This is a genomic window from Acinetobacter sp. NIPH1876 (assembly GCF_022808535.1).
Taxonomy (GTDB): domain Bacteria; phylum Pseudomonadota; class Gammaproteobacteria; order Pseudomonadales; family Moraxellaceae; genus Acinetobacter; species Acinetobacter higginsii.
Window position 1 is genome coordinate 50,480 of sequence record NZ_JALGBR010000020.1, and the last position, 6,041, is coordinate 56,520.

The 6,041-nt window shown below is 42.0% G+C and carries 4 protein-coding genes; 3 read left to right on the forward strand and 1 reads right to left on the reverse strand.

Features of this window, described 5'->3' with window-relative positions; all coding sequences use genetic code 11:
* The first annotated feature begins 22 nt into the window (after positions 1 to 22).
* Entirely contained in the window at positions 23 to 343 is a 321-nt protein-coding gene (locus MN869_RS18265) for a metalloregulator ArsR/SmtB family transcription factor (RefSeq protein WP_243308953.1), read from the forward strand.
* A gap of 6 nt (positions 344 to 349) precedes the next feature.
* Positions 350 to 1,402 carry an ACR3 family arsenite efflux transporter gene (gene arsB, locus MN869_RS18270; RefSeq protein WP_243308955.1) on the forward strand — a complete coding sequence of 351 codons (1,053 nt, stop codon included), beginning with the start codon at positions 350 to 352 and terminating at the stop codon, positions 1,400 to 1,402.
* Positions 1,403 to 1,733: 331 nt separating this feature from the next.
* Here the strand turns inward: arsB and MN869_RS18275 are convergent, their stop codons facing one another.
* Positions 1,734 to 2,828, reverse strand: a complete 1,095-nt coding sequence (locus MN869_RS18275; protein ID WP_171553438.1) for an AraC family transcriptional regulator — start codon at positions 2,826 to 2,828, stop codon at positions 1,734 to 1,736.
* A gap of 268 nt (positions 2,829 to 3,096) precedes the next feature.
* Between MN869_RS18275 and MN869_RS18280 the strand changes: the two genes are divergently transcribed.
* On the forward strand, positions 3,097 to 6,041 hold a 2,945-nt coding region (locus MN869_RS18280), incomplete at its 3' end, for an ESPR-type extended signal peptide-containing protein (RefSeq protein WP_279324161.1).

Below are 6,041 nucleotides of genomic sequence, written 5' to 3' on the forward strand. Positions count from 1 at the left end.
ACAGATTTAAGGGGGAAGAGAAATGCAAGCTGTTGATTTTTTTAAATGCTTATCAGATGAAACAAGGCTAAATATTGTCATGTTGGTAGCCCAACATCAGGAGTTGTGCGTCTGTGATCTGACTGAAAAACTACAATTAAGCCAACCGAAAATTTCGCGTCATCTGGCGCTATTACGTGCTTCGGGTGTGTTGCAAGATCGTCGTCAGGGGCAATGGGTGTATTACCGCATCAATCCACAACTGCCCGCTTGGGGGCATGAGATTCTATCGGTTTTGGATACGCAAGCCGTGACCTTATTTCCAAGTCTGCAAAGCTTGGTATCCCAAAGTTGCTGTGATTAAAATGCCATGAAAACCCTTTCTTTTTTAGATCGTAATCTAACGCTCTGGATTTTTATCGCCATGGCTATGGGCATTGCGATTGGCATTTTTATGCCACAAGTCTCAACTCACTTAAATCAGATGAGTGTCGATACCGTTAATCTCCCGATCGCAATCGGTTTGATTTTGATGATGTATCCACCCTTAGCAAAAGTAGATTATGCGACGTTGCCACAAGTGTTTAAAGATAAGAAAACCTTAACTTTATCCTTGGTGCAGAACTGGATTATTGCGCCTGTGCTGATGTTTGCATTAGCCATTATTTTTTTGCATAGCTATCCAGAATATATGACAGGACTGATTCTGATTGGTTTGGCCCGTTGTATCGCGATGGTGTTGGTCTGGAATGGTTTGGCTTGTGGTGATAATCAATATGTCGCAGCCTTGGTTGCTTTCAATAGTATCTTCCAGATTCTATTCTTTAGTACTTATGCTTGGTTATTCCTCACGTTTTTACCGCCGTACTTTGGTATTGCAGGGCAAGTGATCCATATTGATTTTTGGACCATTAGCCATGCTGTCTTGGTGTATCTGGGTATTCCATTTTTGCTTGGGTTTCTGACTCGTTTGATCTTGGTACGCGCCAAAGGTTTAGAGTGGTATCAGCATGTGTTTTTGCCCAAGATCAGCCCGCTCAGCTTGTTGGCTTTACTGTTTACCATTGTGGCGATGTTTAGCCTGAAAGGTGGTGAGGTGGTGAGCTTGCCTTTGGATGTGCTTCGTATTGCGATTCCATTAACCATTTACTTTGTCTTGATGTTCTTTATCAGTTTCTTTATGAGTAAGTGGATAGGCAATGACTATGCCAAAACTACAGCCATTTCATTTACCGCAGCAGGTAATAATTTTGAGTTGGCATTGGCGGTTGCAATTGCCACCTTTGGTTTGGCTTCACCTGTGGCATTTACCACGGTGATTGGGCCATTGGTTGAAGTCCCTGTGTTGATTGCGCTGGTTAGTGTGTCTTTGTGGTTAAGAAAAAAATATTTTTCCAATAGATTAGATTCGCGCATTATTTAGAAAACTATATTTAAAGTATAAATTGATAAGGCTAAAAAATAAAAAGCCTCAGTTGCCTAATTCGGGGTATCGACAACTGAGGGTAAACTGGGGGCTATATAAAATAGCAAATTTTATTTAATAATAAATAATGCAATTCATTATTAATTTATGTTTTGAATAAAAAGCCTCAGTCGTCTAATTCGGGGTATCAACGACTGAGGTGAAACTCAGTTTTTATAATGTATCTTCATTTTTTAGATAATGGAATAGTTTGGGTGAAAAATGCATATTATGTATAAAATTGTGGTTAATGATGTTGAGTGCTGCTTTGATTGATATTTAAAATTTCTTATTCTTTATATAGTTTCTTGGATTGCTGTATATAAAAATTTTTAATTGAAACTCGCTGTTCCCGAATATAATCACTCGGTTTTTTCCCTGTCCAACTTAAAAATGCTCTAGAAAAGGCACTGATATGGCTATAACCGAGTAAATCGGAAATTTCTTGGATATTACGATTCGAGTCAATCAGCTTTTTTGCAAGTTCAAATTTCTTTGATTGCAGCAGAGCAGAAAAGGTCGTATTGGCAAGAGATAGCTCTCTTTTTAAAGTTCTTTCAGATAATTTTAATTTACCTGCAACATCGGTCAGGCTTGGAAAACCTAAGCCCGGGGTAAATTTTAACTGTTGGTTCACTTTTAAAATAATTTTATTATCCTGATCTTGATAGAAAAGGTATTCCTTATTCACCATTTCCATTGCAAGTTGGTAGGCACTATTCGAACTAAAGGTCAGTGGTAGGTCTAAGCATTTTTGGTCAAACGTAATCTGATTGTAGTCTTGATTAAAATGAAAATTGGGTAAGCGTTTTTCATAGAGTGAATGATAAGCATCTTTATCCCAAGTCACATGAACATTGACACCAGTTAAATTAAAGTTGGTAACCATTTGTAGGTTATTAACAATATCAATTAAAGCACTTTCAATAAAAAATTTATTTACAGTATTTTTCTTACTTTCATTTAAATGCGTAGGAAGTTGGTAAAGTGGATTGAAGCGGATGATAATTTTATTATTTTTATTGAGTACCGATAAATCCATTTTGTGGATACGCATACTATAGTATTTCTGTAAATCTACCAGTACTTTACCAATCGAACTATTGGTAATAATGACAAAACCGAGTGCACCATGCGAGGTGAGTTTACAATTTAAACCAAACTGATAGCCGACCGCTTTGTCTGGTAAAAGTTCTAATAGTCGAATAATAATATCTGTCCATTGGTCAAAGCTTATACGCTCATAGTTATTATTATCAGTCAGTAAAGATAAAGGAATTTGACCATGACGAATAACTTCAGCTTTTGGGACACCAAATGTGGTTGCAGTATCTACCAGTATTTTTAGATAATCATTATGAATATTAAGCATTTGTTTTTTCATATGTTTTGAGAATAAATTCAATAGATTGAGCTAAACATATTTATAACTCAGCTTAAATATACAATCGTAGTTTAGCCTTAAAAAGTCCTATTATGTTAATTATTGAGTCCTGTTTTGTTGCTTAGTATGCTTACTGGGAATAATGCGCGTAATTATAGAAAAATGTGAACTAATTGTTAAAAATAATCATAAATTGTTAAGTGTTTGTTGTTTTTGTTTTATTAAATTTATAGGTGTTTAACTTGCTTTAATATAAAGGCACCTAATTATGAATAAAATATATCGCTTAGTCTGGAATAAAAGTCTAAGTCTATGGACAGTCGTTTCTGAAAATGCTCGTGGCGCAACAAAAAAACGTAATGTAGCAGCAAGTATATCAATAAAAACAGAAATTGCCTCTCCTGCTTCAACATATCAACAAACTCTGCTTAAACCTACCTTAATTGCACTTACGATTAGTTCAGTATTCTGGAGCGCAGGGGCTTTTGCTGCTGCAAATACCAGTGGGGGGACTTCAAATAACGGCTCCAGTATGGCCATTTCGCCTTCTTCATCACAATGTGGGGCTGGGGTGAATGAAGCCACTATCAATGGTGGTAATGGTACGGCCGTGGGATGCGGTAATGATATCTCAGGTACTGATCCAACAAGAGCCCAAAATATGACCAATCGGCGAGGGTCTGGTGTTGTTGCCTATGGACGTGGTGTACCTGTAGGTGCATCGTCAGGATCAGTCCATAGCGCATCGACAGCAGTTGGACGCCAAAATATAATTAAAGGAGCGGGCGGAGCAACTGCAATTGGAACGGCTAATAATTCAGATACCAGTGCAGGTTTTCATAACGTACTCGTAGGCCAAGGCAATAGTACTGTCGGGACGGGGGGGTATAATATCTTGATGGGGATTGGCAATCAGGTTGTCGATGATCCTACTGGAACACCTGATGGCACAGGGATTGGTACCAATAGTATTGCGATTGGTGTTGCCAACCGTGTCACAGGTCAGACTTCAATTGCTTTTGGTCGTCAAACCATTGCAGATGCAGATTATTCCATTGCACAGGGTAACACTGCAACAGTGAATAAAGGTGCTACGGGCGGTGTTGCTTTGGGACATTCAGCAACGGTCAGTGGGCAGCGTGGTATCGCCATTGGAAGTAGTAATTCACCCAGAAATTATGATCCGGCTACTGCACCAAATGCCACAGGGGCCGATTCAATTGCAATGGGAACCAATGCAACAGGCAACGCGAATGACTCGGTGGCCATTGGTCGGCGAAGCAATGCAGCCAATAAAGGTGCTATTGCAATTGGTGCTGAAGCATCAACAGCATCATCTAACACAAACAACGGTCAAAGCATTGCGATAGGTGAGGTTGCTCAGGCAAGTGGTGATCAATCCGTTGCATTAGGTGCCAATACCCGTGCAGTCGGTGACTCCTCTATTGCTATTGGTGGTGATGATGTTAATCGCTTAGCTCTAAATTCAGCACTGAGTGCTGAATATACGCAAGTCACAGGCGGCACTTTGGTGGCAAATGTGTATCCAACCACGGAAGCTCGACAGGGAGCGACTGCGGTTGGGGTACAAGCGGTTGCAACGGGGAACTTTTCATCGGCCTATGGTTTAACCTCTAAAGCGACAGGTACAGCATCTTCTGCTTTTGGGGTGCAAGCTAACGCAGCTGGGCTGGGTGCCGTTGCTTTTGGTGCCGTTTCACAAGCGATAGGTCATGGCTCTTTAGCGATGGGGGTAAATGCGACTGCGTCAGGCAATGACTCTACTGCAATTGGATCTGGCAATGCCAAAGAGTTGTCTGCACGAGCTACGGCTGATGGTGCAACTGCAGTTGGTCATCGCTCACTGGCTGATGCTTTGAGAGCGACTGCCATTGGACAAGGTGCACAGTCGACAGCAGATGATGCAACGGCAATTGGAACGGATGCACAGGCTCAAAGTAGCAATGATATTGCGATTGGCAGTAATGCGGCTACAGCGGAGGGCACAGAGGGTGACAACATTGCGATGGGGAATGGTGTCACTACGGGTGCAACAGGAAAAAATGTCTCAATTGGTTCAGATGGCACCACAGCCAATTCTGAAACAGCCGAAGGTGGTGCGGTTGCGATTGGACGTGATCAGATTGCCAATGGTGATGGTGCGGTTGCAATTGGCGATCCAAACAGAGCCAGTGGTAGTGGTGCGGTTGCTTTAGGTAAAGACAACACTGCCGCAGGTGATACTGCTGCCTCAACCATGGCAAGTGGTGCGGTTGCGATTGGTAACACCAACCAAGCCATTGGACAAGGTTCAGTGGCTTTAGGTAATACTTCCATAGCAGCAGCCGCAGGTGCAATTGCTTTGGGTGATACTGCTAATGCTCAAGCAACACGCGGTGTGGCACTCGGTTCTGGAGCAACGGCAACTAATGCGGATGATGTTGCGCTTGGTGCAGGCTCTGTGACTGAAGCAGCTAATCCAACTGCCAATGGTACGGTGGGGGGTATCACTTATGGTTATGCAGGTACAACACCAAGCAGTGTAGTCAGTGTAGGCAGTGCTGGTAATGAGCGTCAAATTACCAATGTGGCAGCGGGCCGGGTAAGTGAAACCAGCACCGATGCGATTAATGGTTCACAGCTTTATTCAACCCAACAAGCTTTAGGAAACCTTGCAGATTCAACGGCTAATCATTTGGGTGGCGGTTCAACCGTCAATCCAGATGGCACAATCTCAGCACCTAGCTATATCGTCAATGAGACCCCAATTAACAATGTTGGTGATGCAATTGAAGCATTGGATCAAGGTTGGAACTTACAAACGAATGGTGCTGACGCGGATGCGATTAAAGCAGGTGACACAGTTGATATTGGTACTGTTGATGATGAAGAAAACCTCACGGTGACCAAGGCGGGTAATACCATTCAATACGGTTTAAACAAAGACCTGAAAGTAGATAGCGTGACCGCTGGCGGTACCGTTATTAATGATAATGGCGTAACGATTAGCAATGGTCCAAGCATCACTAAGGATGGCATTGATGCCGCAGATAACCGAATTACTAATGTTGCAGATGGTGCAGCCCCAAGTGATGCCGTAAACAAAGGTCAGTTGGATAAAGCAGCAGCGACAGCGAAAACCGAAGTGACCGAAGGTAAGAACATAAGTGTGACCGAGACGATCGGTGATAATGGACAAAGCATTTATGAAGT